A 17583-nucleotide genomic window follows, 5' to 3' on the forward strand; every position below is an offset into this window, starting at 1 on the left:
TAAGACTAATTATTTAAGGGGTATATATGCATATTACAAATCTTCTATCACAATATTTTGGCAAATTTGCAAAAAAAGAGTTTCCAAAACCTATTCAAAAATGCATAAATCAGGCTTATAAAAAATTTATGAAGTTAGATTTACAAGAGTTTAAAAATGCAAAACATTATAAATCTTTAAATGAACTATTTACAAGAGAGTTAATTATAAAAAGAGATATAGATAGTGCAAAAAATATTTTTATCTCACCAACAGATAGTCTTATTACTGAATGTGGAAAGCTTGAAAATGATACTGCATTACAAATCAAGGGTATGAAATATAGTGTTGAAGAGCTTTTAACTTATTATTGTAGAGATAATTTCTCAAAAGTAGAAAATGGTGAGTTTATGAACTTTTATCTCTCACCAAAAGATTACCACAGATATCATGCTCCAGTTAATTTTAAACTTAAAAAACTTATTCATGTACCAGGAAAACTATATCCAGTTAATCTAAAATATTTAAATAAAGAGTTCGAGCTTTTTGTACAAAATGAAAGAGTAGTTTTAGAGTGTGAAAAAGATGGAAAACTATTTTATATGGTTTTTGTTGGAGCTTTAAATGTTGGACAAATGGTATTTGAATTTGAACCAAAAGTTGAAACAAATAAAGATACAAAAGAGATAAAAGTTTATACTTATGAAGATATTGAGATTTCAAAAGGTGATTGTCTAGGTTATTTTAAAATGGGTTCGACAGTTGTTATGATTTGGGAGAAAGATTTTGTAGTTTTAGAAGACGTTATAAACCAAAATGTAAGGTTTGGTCAAAAAATTGCAAAATATTGACTTATCAAACTCTCTTTTACTATTAACTACAATTGTTGCACTCTTTTTTATAATCCTATATATAAGAGAGATTAAAAAGCATAAACAAATTTGTAAAGAAGTTATTCATGAAGCAAAAAAAGAGGTAGAAGAGAGACTTTATAAAGATGAGTTAACTGGGCTTAAAAACAGAAAAGCCCTTGAAGATAGTATAAAAAATAAAGAGGCTGTTGTAGCTATTTTACTCGATTTAGATGCCTTTGAAGATTTAAATGAACTATATGGTTTCATAAATGCAGAAGAGGTTTTAAAAGAGATTGCAAAGATTTTAAAAAGGTTTGAAAGTAGTTATGGAGTAGTAACTTATAGATTAAGTGGAGATATTTTTGCCATTACTAATGTAGTTAATATGCCATTTAATGATATCTTTATACTTATTGAAGATTTAAAACATACATTTTTAAATAGAAAGATTTTTGTTGATAAACTTAATGTTGATATTGTTGTCTCAATGACTTTGGGAGTATCTATTTTTCAGGAAGAACCAATATTAACTGCTGCTATGGCTTTAAAAAAAGCAAAATCATTAAACCAAAGTTATTTTGTATATAACAATGAACTTGATTCAAAAGATGTAATAATTCAATCTCTATTTTGGAGGGAAAGAATAAAAAAAGCTGTGGAAGAGAGAAGAATTATCCCTTTTTATCAAGCAATTGTAAATAAAAATAGAGAAGTTATTAAATATGAAACTCTTATGAGGATAAAAGATTTAGATGATAACAATGAAGCAGTTATTGTAACCCCAGATAAATTCTTGGGAATCTCTTTTAAAACAAAACAGTATCTTGAACTTTCAAGAATAGTTATATCAAAAAGTTTAGATAATCTTTTAAAAACAGATAAATCAATAAGTATAAATTTGAGTTTCAAAGATATTTTAAATTATGAGTTTATTGACTATTTAGATGGTGTTTTAGAAAATTTAAAATTTGAAGATAGAAGTAGATTAGTTTTTGAGATTTTAGAGAGTGAAAATTTAAATGATTATGATTTTTTAGAAGAGTTTGTTTTAAAATATAAAAAATTAGGTATAAAAATAGCAATAGATGATTTTGGAAGTGGGTATTCAAACTTTATAAGAATAATTAGAATACAACCAGATTATTTAAAAATAGATGGAAGTTTGATAAAAAATATAGATACAGACAAAGACTCTTATGAGATAGTAAAGTCAATTATTGCTTTTAGTAAAACTTTAAATATAAAAACTATTGCAGAGTTTGTTCATAGTGAAGAAATTTTTAATCTTTTACTTAAATTAGATGTAGATGAATTTCAAGGTTATTATTTTGGAAAGCCAGAGGCAGATTTTTTATAAATTAATCTTTAAAAAAGTATTTTTTGGATAGATTTTATCAAAATATTAAAGGAGAAAAAATGAGTGTTATTACAAAGATAGAAGAGCTTGATTTAGCAGGTACAAAAAAAGGAAAAATTGTTATTTCAAATGTAACTGAGCCTTATGGAGCAAATACAGCTGATATTATAAGTATTGCAATTGCATTAAATGGTGATGATGTACAGTGGAAAGCACATATTCCTTATGAAAATATAGATGGATTAATAGAGGCTTTAAATAAAGCAAAAAATCTGAAAAAATAGAGCTAAGAAAATATATTGTGATATAATTATCTCCTATATTTAGGGGGAATTATGTTGCAATTAAAAACTATTGGAAGAGTAGAGACTATCTCAATTTTAGATTTAGAACTTTTTGATTTAGATGCAAAGATTGATACAGGAGCTTACTCAAACTCCCTTCATTGTGATGATATATTTATAGATGAAGATAACTTTGTACACTTCAAACTACTAGATAAAATTCATACCTCATATCATGGAAAAAAGATTAAAATACCTCTTTATAAGACAAAGAGTGTAAAAAGTTCAAATGGCGTTGTAGAGCTAAGAGCTTCAATAAAGGTTAGTGTAAAATTTGCAGGAAAAATTTATAATACAGTTGTTTCACTTACAAATAGATCTGATATGAAATATCCTATGCTAATAGGAAGAAAGTTTTTAAAAGATAGATTTTTGGTTGATGTTTCAAAAAAGAATTTAACAAAAGGAAAATAAGATGTTAGTTTATATATTATCAAGAAATGAAAATTTGTATTCTACAAAAAGATTATTTGAAGAGGCACAAAATAAGGGCTGGAAAGTAAAAATTATAGATTATTTAAAGTGTACAATAGAGATTATGAAAAATGAGTTAGTTGTAAATTATGAGGGGAGTATTTTGCCAATTCCAGATGCAATAATTCCACGAATTGGTGCAAGTAGAACATTTTTTGGAGCTGCTATGGTGAGACACTTTGAGATGCAAGATGTTTTTAGTACAACTGGAAACTTAGCACTTACAAGAAGTAGGGATAAACTAAGAAGCTTACAAGTTTTGTCAAAAAATGGTGTAGATTTACCAAGGACTGTTTTTGCCTCAAATAAATCAAATGCAAAAGATGTAATAGCACTAAGTGGTGGAACTCCTTTGGTTCTAAAAATTTTAGAAGGAACCCAAGGGGTTGGAGTCGTTTTAGTTGATAGCAAAAAGGCTGCAAAATCAGTTCTTGATGCTTTTTATGGAATGGATGTAAATTTACTAGTACAAGAGTATATAGAAGAGGCAAGTGGTAGTGATATTAGAGTTTTTGTTGTAAATGGCGAGGTTGTTGCAGCTATGAAAAGGCAAGGTGCTGATGGAGATTTTAGATCAAATCTTCATCAAGGTGGAACGGCTAGTGTATATAAATTAAGTAGAAAAGAGAAAAGTACTGCAATAGCAGCAGCTCGTGCCATGGGGCTTGGAGTTTGTGGTGTTGATATGATAAGTTCAAAAAGGGGACCATTGGTTATGGAGGTAAACTCAAGCCCAGGCTTAGAGGGAATTGAAAAATCAACAAATATAAATGTTGCAAAAAAAATAATGGATTATATAGAGCAAAATATAAAACCAAATAGTCCAACTAATCCTGTAAAAAGAAAGATTAAGAAGGATAATATAGGGGCATAATAAATAAATATTATAAGTAAATATAATATTTATTTTAAACTATTCATTTACAAATTTAATATATAATCTACTTTTTTAAAGGATAAATATGCGAAAAATTATAGTTTTATTACTATTGGCTAATTTCTTATTTTCTTATGAAGAGTTAAATGTTGATAATTTTAAAGAGAAAATTGATGGCAAGAATGTGATTGTTGATTTTTATGCTTCTTGGTGTCCACCTTGTAAAATATTAGCAAATAATCTTGAAGATTTTGAGATTAGTAAACCAGATAATGTAACTATTTACAAAGTAAATATTGAAAATGAATTAGTTTTGGCAAAAAAGTATGGAGTTAAAAAACTTCCTACACTTATACTTTTTAAAGATGGCAAACCAATAAATGAGTATGTTGGTATAAAAACATCTGATGAACTTTTAAATATATCAAAAAAAGATTTTAATTAGGAGAGAGATATGAAAAAATTACTGCTACTTTTACTACTTTTTACCTACTCATTTTCAATAGAGTTGGGAAATAAAATATTAGAACCTGAAGAGGCTTTTAAAGTAAAATTTGAGGAGAAAGAGGATAGTTTAGCTATAAAACTAGAATTGGGGAAAGATATATATTTATATGATGATAAAATTCAAATAAATATTACAAAACCAAAAAAAATTGAATTAAGAGAGGAAATAACTCTACCAAAACCTGTAGAATACGATGGATTTATAGTTCAACTAGATGATTTGGATATAAAAGTTCCATATGATTTACTAAAAAGTAAGATAGACTCAAATAAGTTTGAAGTTGAGCTTAAATTTCAAGGTTGCTCGAAAGCAGGGCTATGTTATGCACCAATGAGTGAGAAAAAGGTTGTTTTTTTTGATGCTAGTTTAAAAGAAGAGCCTAAAAATGAAGTAGTTTTAAAAGAGGATAAAAAAGAAGAAAATATTTTTAAAAATGAAGCTTTAAATGAAACAGATAGCATAGCTGCAACTTTTAAAGATAGTAGTTTTTTATTAGTAATTGCAACATTCTTTGGTTTTGGTCTTTTATTATCATTTACCCCTTGTGTATTTCCTATGATTCCTATTCTTTCATCAATTATTGTAAAAGCTTCACAAAATGAGACTATGAGTGCAAAAAAAGGCTTTTTAATGTCTTTTGTGTATGTATTCGCTATGAGTTTTGCATATTCGTTAGCAGGAATTATTGCTGGAGTATTTGGGGCAAATTTACAAGCTTCTTTACAAAATCCTTATGTTTTAGTTGTTTTTGCTTTTGTGTTTATTGCTCTTGCTTTTTCAATGTTTGGATATTTTGAAATACGACTTCCAGCATCTTTACAAACAAAGATAAACAAAACAACAGATGGAAAAGAGAAACAAGGAATGCTTGGTATTGCAATTATGGGATTTTTATCAGCTTTAATTGTAGGACCTTGTGTGGCTCCTCCACTTGCTGGTGCATTGGTTTATATAGGACAAACAGGTGATGCTATTTTAGGTGGAGTAGCCCTTTTTGTTATGAGTTTAGGAATGGGAGTTCCACTTCTTCTTATTGGTTTAGGTGCTGGTAAATTTATGCCAAAGCCAGGTGGTTGGATGGAGAGTGTTACAAAAATATTTGGAATAATTATGCTAGGAGTTGCTATTTGGCTTCTTGATAGAGTTATTAATCCAACAGTAACTATGTATTTATGGGCATTTTTATTTATTGCTTTTGGAGTTTATTTGAAAATTTATACTCATATTATTGTAAAAAGTATCTCAAAAGTATTGATGATTTTAGGAGCTATTTTACTTGTTGGTGCAGTAAGTGGTGCAACAAATCCACTAAAACCACTAGAAAAGTTTACAAATGGTGTAGCAGTTACTCAAAAAAATGAGTTAAACTTTACATATATTAAAAATATAAGTGAGCTAGAAGATGCACTAGCTAAATCAAGTAAGCCAGTAATTCTAGATTTTTGGGCATCATGGTGTGTGTCTTGTAAAGAGTTAGATGAGATAACTTTTAAAGATGCTGAGGTTATAAATAAACTTCAAAACTTTACTCTTTTAAAAGTTGATGTTACAGATAATACCAAAGAAGATAAAGATATTCAAAAGAGATTTGGAGTTGTTGGTCCTCCTGCAATTGTTTTTTGGGATAAAGATAAAAATGAAGTAAAAAGTGCCAAAATAGTTGGTTACAAGAACCCAAAAGAGTTTTTAGATATAGTAAATAAAAGCTTTCCAAATTAAATAAAACTGATATACAATAGCTTCTTTCTAAGAGTTATTGTATAGAATTTACTACAGAATCTTATGATTTTGATTTTCCAATCTTTACAACTTCTTTTAGAGATTATTATAGATATGAAAATACCTAATATATCTGTTACTACTTCTATTTTTTTCTTAAATATTAGTGCTTTATTTTAAAAAAAACTTTTTATCTTTGTTATTTTTGTTATGATAGTAAGCAATAGGGTGGGAAAAATAGGTAAATACTATTTTAAAAGAGAGAAAAACTCTCTTTTAATTTTTAAATAAATAAGAATACTCCTAATAAAATAACTACTAAGTAAAGTAATCCAAAAATAGCACCTAATGCCCACCATCTAGCTTGTGAGATATATCCAGCACCATACCAAATAGGTGAAGGTCCTGTTCCGTAAGGAGTTATAATTCCCATAACTCCTAAACTTCCAGCTAAAATAATTGTAAATGGAACTATTTGATCAACAGGTATTAAAGTAGTTGCAATAACCATAAATAGTGGAACTAATGCAGTAACATGAGCTGTTGTACTAGCAAAGAAGTAGTGTAGAATATAGAATAACACTATTAAAGCAATAATAAGTGATGTCGTATTTAAATCAGATAACATAGTTTGAGAATTTTTCCCTATGTACTCTAAAATACCTACTTTTTTTAATCCATCAGCCATAGCAACTAAAGTTGAGAACCAGATAAATACATTAAATGCCGCTTTATCTGAAAGTAAGTCATCCCAAGTAATAACACCAGTTAAAACCATTATTGAAACAATACAAATAGCAGTAGTTGTTGCATCAACTCCTAGCTCTTTTCCAAATATCCAAAAAATTAAAGCAACAGTTGCAAGTCCTGCCATTAAATACTCTTTAAATGTAATTGCACCTAATTTTTTTAACTCTTCTGCTGCCCAAGCTGGAGCTTCAGGAGATTTCTTTTGTGTAGGTGGGTATAAAACATAAGTTAGCCAAGGAGTTAAAATAAACAAAGGAATCATAAGTGGAAGCATAATTTTTGCCCACTCCATCCAAGTAATTGTATGACCTGTACTTTTCCCTATTAAATCAATAGCTAGTAAGTTTGGAGCAAGTGCAGTTAAAAACATAGAACTTGTTACACATGTTGTTGCAATTGCAACCCAAGAGATATAAGATCCAATTTTTCGTGGTTCGTTATCTGGTAATGAGTTGAAAATTTGTGGGATATTAATAGCTACTGGATAAACACTTCCACCACTTCTTGCCGTATTTGATGGCATAAATGGAGATAGGATTAAATCAGAAAATGCAACAGCATAACCTAAACCTAAAGTGCTTTTCCCCATATATTTAACCATGAGTAAAGATACTCTTCTTCCAAGTCCTGTTTTTTTGTATCCAAGTGCAAACATAAATGCAGCAAAGATTAACCAAATAACACTATTTCCAAACCCACTTAATGCCCAAGTGATGCTCTCTTTAGGATTTCCAACTAATCCTAAGAATGCAACAATAGAAACTCCAGCAAAACCTACTAAAGCAGCAGGAACTGGCTCAAGAATAAGACCAACTACAACAGCTAAAAAAATTGCTAAAAAATGCCATGCATTTGAAGATAAACCTTCAGGTGCAGGAATAAACCATAAAACAAGAGCTACTAATACAGGTATTAGTAATTTAATACTCTTTTTCGACATAAATCCTCCTAATATAAAAATCAAGGCATTATAATATATTTTTCTACAAAAGATTTTTAATAGAAGTTAAAAGAATGCCTATTTAATGAATATTTGTTATACTTAACAAAAAATTTTGGAGTAAAATAATGAGAGTTTTATTTTTATGTTCGATATTTGTTATTGGACTTTTATCATCAGAGTGGAAAATCCAAAATGATCCATACTATAAGCATAAAGTGAGCCAATTTGAGATGTTAAAAGATAGACAAGATATTGAGATTATGATGTTGGGTGATTCTATTACAGATGAGGGTGAATGGAGTGAACTTTGGGGGAAAACAGTTCAAAATAGAGGAATTAGTGGAGATACAACAAGTGGAGTTTTAGATAGACTTTATACTATAAATCCAAATACTAAAAGAGTTTTTATAATGATTGGTGTAAATGATATTATGAGAGGATATAGTGAAGATTTGGTATTTGAAAACTATAAAAAGATTGTTAAATTTTTTCAAGAAAAAAACATTGAGGTGATTATACAAGCTACGTTATATATTGGAGAGAGTAGAAAACAGGATTTTAATCCAAAAATCCAAAGATTAAATCATAAACTAGAAGAGTTTGCAAAGAATAGTAAAACTATTTTTATAAATCTAAATCCCACCCTTGCTCCACAAAAAACTCTTTTAAAAGAGTTTACAAAAGATGATTTACATTTAAACGGAGAAGCTTATAAAGTATGGATAAAAACTTTAAAAGAGATTAAATATTAAAAGAATAACCAGTAAAACTTGACAAATTGAATTGTTTTTTTGTACAATCGAAAACATTATATTTTGATAAAAAAGGGAAAAGAATGAAAATAAAGGCTAGTTTATTCACAATTATTTTATTTGGAATTGTTTTCTCAGGTTGTGCTACAACCTCTACAAGTCAAAAAAACCTCTCTACTCCAGATAGTAACTTTGCGTATGATAGCAAGTTAAATCAAGAGCAAAAACATCTGAAAAATAGCAACTTTAGAGATGATATTACGTACTCTAACTATATGTCAAAAAGAGATAGCAATATAAATAATGAACTATTTAGTTTTTACAATGAGTGGAAAGGTACAAAGTATAGAATGGGTGGATATACAAAAAAAGGGATAGATTGCTCAGGATTTGTACAAAAAGCTATTTTAGAAAAGTTTGATTTAAAGCTTCCTAGAGATAGTAGGTCTCAATCACTTGTTGGAACATCTATCAAAAAAAGTGAGTTGCAAATGGGCGATTTAGTATTTTTTCATACAGGTAAAACAAAACATGTAGGAATATATATTGACAATGGTCAATTTATGCATGCTTCTACAAAAGTTGGTGTTACAATCTCAAGAATAGATGATGGATATTTTAAAAATAGATATTGGAAAGCTACAAGAGTTTTAAAGTAGCTTAAACTCCTAAATACTTTGACATTATAAATAATACTATAACACAAACAATATACATTTTTATAGCATAAATAATATTTAATTTAAATATCTCTTTTGCATTGCAACTATATCTAGCACTCATTGTAAGATTTAACCCAGATATTGGTGATGTTGAAACTGTTGTAGCCCATGCCATTAAAAATGTCATTGCAAGTAATGTATGATTTGCATTTGTAAAAAAATCTCCCAAAATTGATATAGATATAATTGGGTGAATTCCAACAAATGCTAAAATTATAAATATAAATAGTACAATACTTGCCGCTTTGTAGTCAAATGTATCAAATGGAAGAGAGAAGTTAAGTCCCAAAAGAACACTTCCAGCAATAATCCCAAAAAGTCCAGCTACTAAAAATAGAGATATTTCACTCTTCATTTTTGGTAAATCATCTATTATATGAAATTTTAAAATCCTAATGCTTTCAACTAAACCTCTTTTTATTGGTAAAAAAGTAATAGTAAGTAAAAAGGAGAAAAGAGATATTAGTAAAATGATTTGTAAATCTTTATAGTAATGATTTGTTAAAAGTACAAAAAATGCTAAAAGTAGAGGCAAGTATAGAGTATTAAAAGATAGTGGGTAGCCATAAAAGCTTGAAAAATCTTCATTTCGTAGCTCAATATAGGTGATTAAAAAAGCACTTAGAGCCAAAAAAAGTCCAAATGAGATTATAAAAATGGTATTTAAATTTGGTGCATATGTTAAAGCTGCAGCAAATGCTACAAAAAATGGTGACCAGTAGGCATCACTAGCAAATGATCTAGTCAATAAAACCATTTGAAGTGGGGTTAGTTTTGCTTTTTTATACATTTTGTCTGCAACTAAGAGTAAAGCAGATAGATTTATGATAGAACCAAAAATATGAACTCCAAAATATGTTTTTAAAAATGAATTTTTACCTCTTGGAAGTTCATTTTTTTCTCTTTTTGGAGTTGCTATTAGTTTTAAGAATCCAACGGCAATTAAAAGAGTAAGAAGATATAAATTTACACTAAAAGCTTTTTTAAAATCTATGTAAAAGCCATTTATATAGCTATATAAAAAGGCCAAAAGAGTAAAAAATAGCAAAATTAAGATTAGTTTTTTTGATTTGATTGTAAAAAATAGAAAGCTTGAAGCTAACCAAATAAAAGCCACTCCATATATTTTAAAATCACTATAAAAAAAGTAAGAGAAGATTACAAAGATAAAACTTAAAAATATTAAAATACCAGAAACTCTTGATAAAAACTTCATATAAACCTCTTTGTTAAAAATCTATTATATAAAAACTTTGTATAATCCAAAGCAAAAAAGGAATATTTTGATAAGACTTGGTTCAAAATCACCAACTAGAGCAAAGATTCTAGAATCTTTTAATATAGATTTTATACAAAATGGTGGGAATTTTGATGAAGATAGTATAAAAACCCAAAACCCAAAAGAGTTTTGCTATTTAGCTACAAAAGGAAAATTTGAAGAGTTGTATAAAGAGTTTGGAATTGAAGATATGCCACTTCTTGTTGCTGATAGTGTAGTAACTTGTGAAGGTAAACTTCTTAGAAAAGCAAAAGATTATGAAGATGCCAAATCTATGCTAGAGCTTCAAAGTGGAAATTTTACATCTGTAATATCTTGTATGATTTTTAAAAGTAAAAAGCTAGAACTTATTGATATTTCAATTACTACTTATGAATTTACAAAATTTGATGAAAAAGATATGCAAAACTATTTAAATAGTGGTGAATGTTTTGGAAAAGCTGGAGCCATAATGGTTGAGGGGTTTTGTAAACCTTATATAAAAAATGTAAAAGGCTTAGAAAGTACAGCTATGGGTTTAAGTATTGAAAAACTTTTACCATTTTTATAAATATTTGATAAAATTGTAGGATTAACTTTTATGAAAATACAAATAACAGTATATATTTAATACTTGATTTCAGCTTTACTTATATTTTAAATAGCTTTCTATTAAAAAAAACGACAAAAGAGACAAGTAAAAGTAAAACTATAAAAACATAAAGCATAATATTCCAACCAAAAGCTTTATAGATATATGATGGAACAATAGAACCACTTGCTCCTCCTAAATAGTAAAAAGTTAGGTACATTCCAGATGTTAGTGATTTTTGTGAAGCTTTCATAGAGTTTGCAAGTTGAGTGCTTACTGTATGTGTTGTAAACATTCCTATACAAACCAAAAAAAGTAGCATAAAAAGTTGCAAAATATTCTCTATTTGTAAAAAAGCTATTGTAAATATATAAAAAATCACAGCAAAAAGTATAGTATTTATCTCACCTTGAAAGAATTTTACTATTCTTTTTGAAGTTAGAGAGACTACAACACCCATTCCGTATCCTACATAAAGTAAAGCTATCTTGAATTCAGATAATCCCTCTTCCAACTCTTTTGCTCTAAAAGGTAGAACATTTAAAACTCCTGAAAAGACAAAAAAGACAAAAAACATTACAAAATATATCACCATAAATCTTCTATCTTTTAATATATTTAAAACATCACTAAACTTTGGTTTTATGATATTTGCTTCACCATCAAACTCTAGTTTTTTAATTAAAATTATAGATATAAATATAGCAAGAGATAAAGAGTAAAAAACATACTCATAAGAGAGATTTGTAGCAATAAATCCTGAAAAAATCCTTCCAACAAGTCCACCAAAAACAGTTCCAGCAACATAAATAGACATATTAAACTTTACATTTTCTTTATCAATATTTGCCAAAATACTCATAAGGGAAGTTAAAATAGCAGGAATTACTAAAGCTTCACAAAATCTAAAAAATAGAAAAAACTCATAAGTTTTTGATAATCCTAAAAAGATATTTGTGATAAGTAAAATAAATGAGGCATTTATTAACATCTTTTTTGCATCTACTTTTTCTAAAATATAGCCATAAATTATTGGTGCAACTGCCAAAAAAAACAGAATAATTGCTGTAAATTGAGATGCTTCAATAATTGTAATATTAAACTCTTGTGCTAAAAGTGGTTGAAGTGGCTGGGTTGCATACATTACAGACATTGTAACAATTAAGCCATAAATAATAATAAGTAGATTTTTATTCAAATAGTTATCCTTTTAAAAAGCTAATTTTACTCTTAAAAATATTTGTTTGTAGTTAAGTGTGGTTAAAAACTAAGGCAGAAGCCTTAGTTTTATTAATTAAATGATGGTTTTGGAGTAGAGCTTGTTACTTCTGGAAGTTGAGGATAAGTAATAGCTGGTTTAGTACCTTTTAATGCTTTTAAAAATGTTACAATTTTAGTTGCATCACTATCTGATATATCAATTCCTAACTGCACAGAACCCATCTCTTTTACTGCTTCTGCTAGTGACCAAATTTGTCCGTTGTGGAAATATGGAGCTGTTTCACTAATATTTCTTAAACTAGGAGTTTTTACCATACCATTTTCATCACCTTTGAAGTCACCAACATTTATAAATTTATATTGGTTAGCAACTTGAAATGGTTGCATTGTTCCACCAAGAGCAACTCCTGTATGACATGCTGTACAACCTTTATTTAAGAATGTTTGAAGCCCCTCTTGCTCATCTTTTGTTAAAGCTTTTGTATCACCTTCTAGGAATTTATCAAATCTTGATGGAGTAACTAAAACTCTCTCAAAAGTTGCAATTGCACTAGTTATTTTATCAAAATCAACTTTTACATCTTTTCCATAAGCTTTTTTGAACTCTTCTACATAAGCTGGAATTGAGTTAATTCTTTCTACAACAAGTTCAGGTGGTGCTGCCATCTCTGGAGCTGCTTGAATTGGACCTGCTGCTTGGTCTTGTAGATGAGGGCTTCTTCCATCCCAAAATTGTGCTTTAAAAAATACTGAGTTATAAACTGTTGGAGAGTTTAAGTGATGTGGATTTGCAGTCCATCCATGACCAATAGCTACAGGAATACCATCTGCACCACCTAAACCTAGGTTATGACAAGTGTTACAAGATATTAGATTACTTTTTGAAAGTCGTGGGTCAAAATATAGTTTTTTTCCTAAATCAACTTTTGCATCTGTAATTGGATCCTTTGGGTCATCAATTAGTTTCATTAAAGCTGATTTATTTGATGGAATAGCTTCCAAACCTGCATTTTTTGCTTTTGTAATCAAAGTTTGATTTGCAAAAAGCGAACCTGCACCTAAAAGTAGTGCTAAAGAAATTTTTAGTTTCATGATTAAATCCTCCTAAATGATTTAATAAATCATAGGAAAATTTTTATTAATAAAAACTTAAATTGATAGCTTTTTCTGAATTAAATTATAAATTTATCTTATAATTGAAGATAGTTTTTGTCCTATTTATCAATAAGTTTCACTAATTGAGATGGTAAAAGTTGTAGTAGTTCTTCAACTTGTACTGTATCACCATGATCAATAAAAGAGTCTTCATATTCAAAAGATTTTAAATAAATATTTGTAATATTTTTCTCACTTAAGAGTTCCAAAATAGCACTTGCAACTCCTCCTTGTTTTATTGAGTCACTAAAAATATACCAAGAGTTATATTTTTTTGATAAATTGATTAAAGTATCACTATCAAGAGGTTTTACAAATCTTAAATCAAGTATTGCTATATCTTCATTATGAAGCTTCTCTACCTCTATTGCTTTGCTAACTCCTGCACCATAACCAATAAATAGTTTATTACTAGTTCCCTCTTTTAATAACTCAGCTTTTCCTAAAGAGAACTCATTTGCTTTGTACTCTAACTCTTTAAAAGAGCCTCTTGGGTATCTAATAGCACAAGGGCTACTTAGAGTATAAGCAAACTCTAAAGCAAACTCTAAAGTGAAATTATCTCTAGGGGCAAATAAAATCATATTAGGAATAAATCTTAAGAAATTTATATCAAAGACCCCTTGGTGAGTTTCACCATCATTTCCTACAATTCCAGCTCTATCCATAGCAAAAACAACAGGTAAGTTCATAATACACACATCATGGATTATTTGGTCAAAACCTCTTTGTAAAAAAGTGGAGTAGATTGTAATAAATGGTTTAAATCCCTCTTTTGCCATTGCAGCCATACTTGTAACTGCATGTTGCTCTGCTATTGCAACATCCCAAAATCTATTTGGGAACTCTTTTATTAATCTATCAATTCCAGTACCACTTGGCATAGCAGCAGTTACCCCAACTACATTCTCATATTTTTTTGCAAGATTTAAAAGGGCATAACTATAAACTTCAGTAGCACTTTTTTTTGTATTTTTTTTGATGAACTCACCATCTTCAATATTAAAAGGACCAACCCCATGCCATTGTTCGTGTTGCCCTTCTGCTATTTTGTAACCTTTTCCTTTTACAGTTTTTGCGTGAACAATTACTGGCTTGTTCATAGATTTTGCAATTTGTAAAACTTCAATAATCTCTTCAATATCATGACCATCAATAGGACCAATATAGTCTATTCCCATCTCTTCAAACAAAATACCAGGAGTGATTAGTTTAAAAGAGTTTTCAACTCTTTTTGCTAAATATGTAGTACCTTCTGGCATATTATTTCTTATAAATTTATCAACACTTGTTTTGAAACTTTGATAAAATTTTCCAGCTAGAAGTTTTGATAGATATTTTGAAATTGCACCTATTGGTTTTGCAATGCTCATTTCATTATCATTTAAGATTATTACAACAGGAAGTTTTAAATCTCCTAACTCATTTAGTGCTTCATAAATCATTCCAGCACTCATAGAACCATCTCCAATCATTACAACTGGAATTCTATTCTCCTTTTTTAACTTAGCAGCTTTAGCAGCTCCAACGGCTAAAGAGATTGATGTTGAACTATGACCAGCTACAAAATAATCAGCTTTGTGTTCATTTGGTTTTGTAAAACCACTTAAACCACCAAATTGTCTAATAGTTTCAAACTCTTCCCATCTATTAGTTAGAAGTTTGTGTGCATAGCACTGATGAGAAACATCAAAGATAAATGGATCTTTTTCTATATCAAAAACATAGTGCATAGCAATAGTAAGTTCAACGGCACCTAAAGTTGAAGAAAAGTGCCCACCTTTCCTTGAAACTACATCTATAATCCGCTCTCTAATTTTATTTGAAAGCTCATTTAACTCTTTTAGTGATTTCTCTTTTACTTGCATAATAGACTCTATTTTAACTCTTCTAAAACTTCATCTAAAAGTGTAAATAGCTTTATATTCTGTTCTTCTGTACCAATTGTAACTCTAATAGCATTTAATCCATAACCTGTTAAATCTCTTATAATCATCCCTTTTTCTAAAAGTTTTTGAGATACCTCTTTTGATATGAAATTTTTTAATAAGATTGTAATAAAGTTTGTATAAGATGGAATAAACTCAAATCCACGATTTTGACAATACTCTTCATACTTTTTCATCTCAATAAAGTTTTTCTCTATACAAGCTTGTACAAACTCTTCATCTTTTAAAGCTTCAATAGCAGCAGCTAGGCTTAGAGTTGTTATATTAAAAGGAGCTCTTATCTTATAAAAGGTTGATATAATTTCTTCTTGTGCAAAACCATAACCAACTCTCATTCCTCCTAGTGCATAGGCCTTTGAGAAAGTACCTAAATATATAGCATTTGGAAAAGTATTTATTAACTCTTTTGGGCAAATTTTCTTTTTTTCATCTTTAAAAGAAGCATACTCTTGATATGCTCCATCAACTACAACTAGAGTATTTTTATCAATAGTTTTTAAAAACTCATAAACTTCATCTTTATCTAAACACTCCCCTAAAGGATTATTTGGAATACATAAGAAGATAATATCAGCTCCATGTTTTTTATAAAGTTTACTAAACTCTTTTAAGTTGTGCTGAGATGATTTTGTCTTAACAATTTGGGCATCAACTTGTTTAGCATAAATCTCATACATAGCAAATGTTGTTTTTGCCATCAGAACTTTTGAACCTTTTTTACATTTTGCATGAATTGCAAACTCTAAAATTTGGTCACTTCCAGAACCAATAATCACATTTTTACTATTTAGTTCAAACTTAGAAGCCAAAGCCTCTTTTAGTTCAAACATAGAGTCATCAGGGTATAAGTACATATTTTTTACTAAACTTTTTATTTTAGTAACAACTTTTGGACTCGTACCATAAGGGTTCTCATTTGAAGCAAGTTTTACAACCTCTTTTGGATTTATTCCATACTCCCTTACAACTAACTCTATTGGTTTTCCAGCCTCATAAGTTGATAGGTTTTTTAATACTTTGTTAAATTTCATTTTTTCTCCTTGTGATTATATATCTTTTATCTCTTTTACATAAGAGCCTAAAACTTTTATACTACTTTGATGTTTTTCTAAAACTCTTTTTACATTCTCATCATCTTTATGACCATCAAAATCTATAAAAAATATAGAGTCTCCTTCAACTATATGAGATTTTATCTTTGTAAGATTTATATTTGCATTATTAAAATCATTTAAGAATTTTACTAAAACTCCTTGTTCATCTGGAAATTTCACTAAAATAGAGGTTTTATCATTTCCACTAGAAGAGTTTTCAAAATCACTTAAGATAAAAAATCTAGTTTTATTATTATCTTTATCTTCTATATTCTCAAATAAAATTGGAAGATTGTAGAGTTTTGCAGCCACATGAGCACAAATTGCTGCACTATTTGGTTCATTTGCTGCTAGTTTTGCCGCTTTCGTAGTTGATTCAACAGGGATTAATTCAACTTCATCTAATCCAAAATTATTTAAAAATTTTCTACATTGATCAAAAGCTATATCTTTTGAATATATCTTTTTTATATCTTCTATTTTATCACAAGTTGTTGCTAGTGTATGATGAATATTTAAAATAACTTCAGCTACTATTTTTGAGTTAAAATTAGTAAAGCCATTTATAGTATCGTTTACTATTCCGTTTGATGAATTTTCTATTGGAACTACACCAAATTTTATCTTTTTTGACTCTAATTCTTTAAATATTCCTTTAATTGAAGAGATAGAGACATAAGAACTCATAGCTCCAAATCTGCTCTCTGCTGCTTGGTGAGTAAAGCTTCCTTTTGGTCCTAGGTATCCTATATTTTCAGGTAACTCAAGGTTTCTTGATATTGCAAAAATCTCTAAAAAAAGTGCCTCTATAGCACTTCTATTTAAAAGTCCACCATTTTTTTGATTTATATTATCAAGTCTATCAATAATAGATTTTTCTCTTTCAGGTCTATAAATAGCACCACCACTTTGAGCTTTAATTTTTCCTACTTTATGAACTAGTTTCATTCTCTCATCTAAAAGATCTAAAAGTTTATTATCTATGCTATCTAGCCCTTTTCTTATCTCTATTAATGCCTCTTCATTTGCCATTTT

17 protein-coding genes are annotated in these 17583 nt (G+C 28.7%); 10 read left to right on the top strand and 7 right to left on the bottom strand.

Annotated features, from left to right (window positions below; all coding sequences use genetic code 11):
- Window positions 1-26 precede the first annotated feature (26 nt).
- From ATR_RS01275 to dsbD, 7 genes are all read left to right on the top strand, one after another.
- A complete protein-coding gene (locus ATR_RS01275) occupies window positions 27-830 on the top strand; it encodes a phosphatidylserine decarboxylase (protein ID WP_115427690.1) in 804 nt (267 codons plus the stop codon).
- The gene (locus ATR_RS01280) at window positions 817-2190 is read left to right on the top strand and encodes an EAL domain-containing protein (protein ID WP_170126874.1); all 1374 of its coding nucleotides are present in this window, start codon (window positions 817-819) and stop codon (window positions 2188-2190) included. Before ATR_RS01275 ends, ATR_RS01280 begins: the two co-directional genes overlap by 14 nt.
- Window positions 2191-2249: 59 nt before the next feature.
- Window positions 2250-2474 carry a hypothetical protein gene (locus ATR_RS01285; protein WP_115427692.1) on the top strand — a complete coding sequence of 75 codons (225 nt, stop codon included), beginning with the start codon at window positions 2250-2252 and terminating at the stop codon, window positions 2472-2474.
- 51 nt (window positions 2475-2525) lie between these two features.
- A complete protein-coding gene (locus tag ATR_RS01290) occupies window positions 2526-2948 on the top strand; it encodes an ATP-dependent zinc protease family protein (RefSeq protein WP_115427693.1) in 423 nt (140 codons plus the stop codon).
- 1 nt (window position 2949) lies between these two features.
- On the top strand, window positions 2950-3882 hold the full coding sequence (gene rimK / locus ATR_RS01295; RefSeq protein ID WP_115427694.1) for a 30S ribosomal protein S6--L-glutamate ligase: 933 nt from the start codon (window positions 2950-2952) through the stop codon (window positions 3880-3882).
- 88 nt (window positions 3883-3970) lie between these two features.
- Complete coding sequence (locus tag ATR_RS01300) at window positions 3971-4330, top strand: thioredoxin family protein (protein WP_115427695.1); 360 nt, start codon at window positions 3971-3973, stop codon at window positions 4328-4330.
- A gap of 9 nt (window positions 4331-4339) precedes the next feature.
- On the top strand, window positions 4340-6112 hold the full coding sequence (gene dsbD, locus ATR_RS01305) for a protein-disulfide reductase DsbD (RefSeq protein WP_115427696.1): 1773 nt from the start codon (window positions 4340-4342) through the stop codon (window positions 6110-6112).
- Window positions 6113-6395: 283 nt separating this feature from the next.
- On the opposite strand, the gene ATR_RS01310 is transcribed toward dsbD, so the two are convergent.
- On the bottom strand, window positions 6396-7802 hold the full coding sequence (locus ATR_RS01310; protein WP_115427697.1) for an anion permease: 1407 nt from the start codon (window positions 7800-7802) through the stop codon (window positions 6396-6398).
- 128 nt (window positions 7803-7930) lie between these two features.
- Here ATR_RS01310 and ATR_RS01315 point away from each other — a divergent pair, with 128 nt between their 5' ends.
- A complete protein-coding gene (locus ATR_RS01315) occupies window positions 7931-8557 on the top strand; it encodes a GDSL-type esterase/lipase family protein (RefSeq protein WP_115427698.1) in 627 nt (208 codons plus the stop codon).
- 83 nt (window positions 8558-8640) lie between these two features.
- Window positions 8641-9216: an NlpC/P60 family protein gene (locus tag ATR_RS01320; RefSeq protein WP_115427699.1), complete on the top strand. Its 576-nt coding sequence runs from the start codon at window positions 8641-8643 to the stop codon at window positions 9214-9216.
- A 1-nt stretch (window position 9217) separates the two neighbouring features.
- On the opposite strand, the gene ATR_RS01325 is transcribed toward ATR_RS01320, so the two are convergent.
- Window positions 9218-10495, bottom strand: coding sequence for a tellurium resistance protein TerC (locus ATR_RS01325; protein ID WP_115427700.1), 1278 nt, complete (start codon window positions 10493-10495; stop codon window positions 9218-9220).
- Window positions 10496-10562: 67 nt separating this feature from the next.
- Between ATR_RS01325 and maf the strand changes: the two genes are divergently transcribed.
- Window positions 10563-11108 (top strand): septum formation inhibitor Maf, encoded by a 546-nt coding sequence (maf, locus tag ATR_RS01330; RefSeq protein ID WP_115427701.1) that lies wholly within the window; start codon window positions 10563-10565, stop codon window positions 11106-11108.
- A 79-nt stretch (window positions 11109-11187) separates the two neighbouring features.
- Here maf and ATR_RS01335 read toward each other — a convergent pair whose 3' ends face one another.
- The 5 genes from ATR_RS01335 to pheA all read right to left on the bottom strand — a co-directional run bounded on the left by ATR_RS01335 (window position 11188) and on the right by pheA (window position 17580).
- Window positions 11188-12327, bottom strand: a complete 1140-nt coding sequence (locus ATR_RS01335) for an MFS transporter (RefSeq protein ID WP_228254240.1) — start codon at window positions 12325-12327, stop codon at window positions 11188-11190.
- 92 nt (window positions 12328-12419) lie between these two features.
- A complete protein-coding gene (locus tag ATR_RS01340; RefSeq protein ID WP_115427702.1) occupies window positions 12420-13442 on the bottom strand; it encodes a cytochrome-c peroxidase in 1023 nt (340 codons plus the stop codon).
- 122 nt (window positions 13443-13564) lie between these two features.
- Window positions 13565-15373, bottom strand: coding sequence for a 1-deoxy-D-xylulose-5-phosphate synthase (gene dxs, locus ATR_RS01345; protein WP_115427703.1), 1809 nt, complete (start codon window positions 15371-15373; stop codon window positions 13565-13567).
- A gap of 8 nt (window positions 15374-15381) precedes the next feature.
- Entirely contained in the window at window positions 15382-16485 is a 1104-nt protein-coding gene (gene hisC, locus ATR_RS01350) for a histidinol-phosphate transaminase (protein WP_115427704.1), read from the bottom strand.
- A gap of 15 nt (window positions 16486-16500) precedes the next feature.
- A complete protein-coding gene (gene pheA / locus ATR_RS01355; RefSeq protein ID WP_115427705.1) occupies window positions 16501-17580 on the bottom strand; it encodes a chorismate mutase in 1080 nt (359 codons plus the stop codon).
- Between the last annotated feature and the right edge of the window lie 3 nt (window positions 17581-17583).

Origin of the sequence: Aliarcobacter trophiarum LMG 25534, from assembly GCF_003355515.1 — a bacterium.
GTDB lineage: Bacteria > Campylobacterota > Campylobacteria > Campylobacterales > Arcobacteraceae > Aliarcobacter > Aliarcobacter trophiarum.

Coding starts and splice junctions, on each gene's coding strand:
- ATR_RS01275 (WP_115427690.1), top strand. CDS start 27: ATGCATATTACAAATCTTCTATCACAATATTTTGGCAAATTTGCAAAA.
- ATR_RS01285 (WP_115427692.1), top strand. CDS start 2,250: ATGAGTGTTATTACAAAGATAGAAGAGCTTGATTTAGCAGGTACAAAA.
- ATR_RS01290 (WP_115427693.1), top strand. CDS start 2,526: ATGTTGCAATTAAAAACTATTGGAAGAGTAGAGACTATCTCAATTTTA.
- rimK (WP_115427694.1), top strand. CDS start 2,950: ATGTTAGTTTATATATTATCAAGAAATGAAAATTTGTATTCTACAAAA.
- ATR_RS01300 (WP_115427695.1), top strand. CDS start 3,971: ATGCGAAAAATTATAGTTTTATTACTATTGGCTAATTTCTTATTTTCT.
- dsbD (WP_115427696.1), top strand. CDS start 4,340: ATGAAAAAATTACTGCTACTTTTACTACTTTTTACCTACTCATTTTCA.
- ATR_RS01310 (WP_115427697.1), bottom strand. CDS start 7,802: ATGTCGAAAAAGAGTATTAAATTACTAATACCTGTATTAGTAGCTCTT.
- ATR_RS01315 (WP_115427698.1), top strand. CDS start 7,931: ATGAGAGTTTTATTTTTATGTTCGATATTTGTTATTGGACTTTTATCA.
- ATR_RS01320 (WP_115427699.1), top strand. CDS start 8,641: ATGAAAATAAAGGCTAGTTTATTCACAATTATTTTATTTGGAATTGTT.
- ATR_RS01325 (WP_115427700.1), bottom strand. CDS start 10,495: ATGAAGTTTTTATCAAGAGTTTCTGGTATTTTAATATTTTTAAGTTTT.
- ATR_RS01340 (WP_115427702.1), bottom strand. CDS start 13,442: ATGAAACTAAAAATTTCTTTAGCACTACTTTTAGGTGCAGGTTCGCTT.
- dxs (WP_115427703.1), bottom strand. CDS start 15,373: ATGCAAGTAAAAGAGAAATCACTAAAAGAGTTAAATGAGCTTTCAAAT.
- hisC (WP_115427704.1), bottom strand. CDS start 16,485: ATGAAATTTAACAAAGTATTAAAAAACCTATCAACTTATGAGGCTGGA.
- pheA (WP_115427705.1), bottom strand. CDS start 17,580: ATGGCAAATGAAGAGGCATTAATAGAGATAAGAAAAGGGCTAGATAGC.